Consider the following 1,003-nt stretch of genomic DNA (forward strand, 5'->3'; position numbering starts at 1 on the left):
CTCGAGACCGTCCGTCGCCTGCAGGCCGAGGGGCGCAGCGTGGCGATGGTCGGCGACGGCGTGAACGACGCCGCAGCCCTCGCCGCTGCCGACCTCGGCATCGCGATGGGGGCCGGCACGGACGCGGCGATCGCAGCGAGCGACATCACGGTGGTCAGCGGCCGCCTGACGGTCGTGGCCGAGGCGATCCGGCTGTCCCGGGCCACCCTGCGCACGATCAAGGGGAACCTGTTCTGGGCGTTCGCGTACAACGTGGCGGCGATCCCGCTCGCGATGGCGGGGCTGCTCAACCCGGTGCTCGCCGGTGCCGCGATGGCGTTCTCGTCGGTGTTCGTCGTGACGAACAGCCTGCGCCTGCGCCGCTTCACCCCGCTGCCCGGGTGACGCGCGCAGCGAACGCACCCCGTGCCTCCCGTCCGGCGGTGCGCGCCACCCGTCGGACGGCGCTACGCTCGAAGACGGTCCGCGACGCAGCGCTGCGGTGACCCGCGGGCTTGTACGTCTTGAAGGTGATCCCAGGAGGACCCAAGTGACCGAATCCGCTCCCGTCGACCCCACATCGACCGACGGCTGGAAGAAGCTCGCCGGCATCGCCGACGGTTTCACCCCGGACCTGCGAGGGTGGTTCGACACCGACCCCGGTCGTGCCGAGCGCTACACGTTCCAGGCCGCCGACCTGACCGTGGACCTGTCGAAGGGCCTCGTCACCGACGAGGTCCTCCAGGACCTGCTGCAGGTCGCGAAGGACACCGGCGTCGCCGAGCGCTTCCAGGCGATGCTCGCCGGTGAGCACATCAACGCCACCGAGGACCGCGCCGTCCTGCACACCGCCCTCCGCCGCCCGAAGGGTGCCTCGCCGGCGCTCGTCGTGGACGGCCAGGACGTCGACGCCGACGTGCACGCCACGCTCGACAAGGTCTACGCCTTCGCCACGAAGGTCCGCGACGGGTCCTGGACCGGTGTCACCGGCAAGCGCATCGAGACCGTCGTGAACATCGGCATC

1 protein-coding gene and 1 pseudogene are annotated in these 1,003 nt (G+C 71.4%); both read left to right on the forward strand.

The annotated features are described in order from the left end of the window. Nucleotides 1-384 (forward strand): HAD-IC family P-type ATPase (locus BIV03_RS17595; protein ID WP_139202071.1); only part of this gene is annotated, 384 nt, incomplete at its 5' end. Nucleotides 385-529: 145 nt separating this feature from the next. Continuing rightward, nucleotides 530-1,003: pseudogene (locus BIV03_RS17600) on the forward strand (glucose-6-phosphate isomerase); the annotation flags it as partial.

This window comes from Curtobacterium sp. MCBA15_016, assembly GCF_001865105.1.
Taxonomy (GTDB): domain Bacteria; phylum Actinomycetota; class Actinomycetes; order Actinomycetales; family Microbacteriaceae; genus Curtobacterium.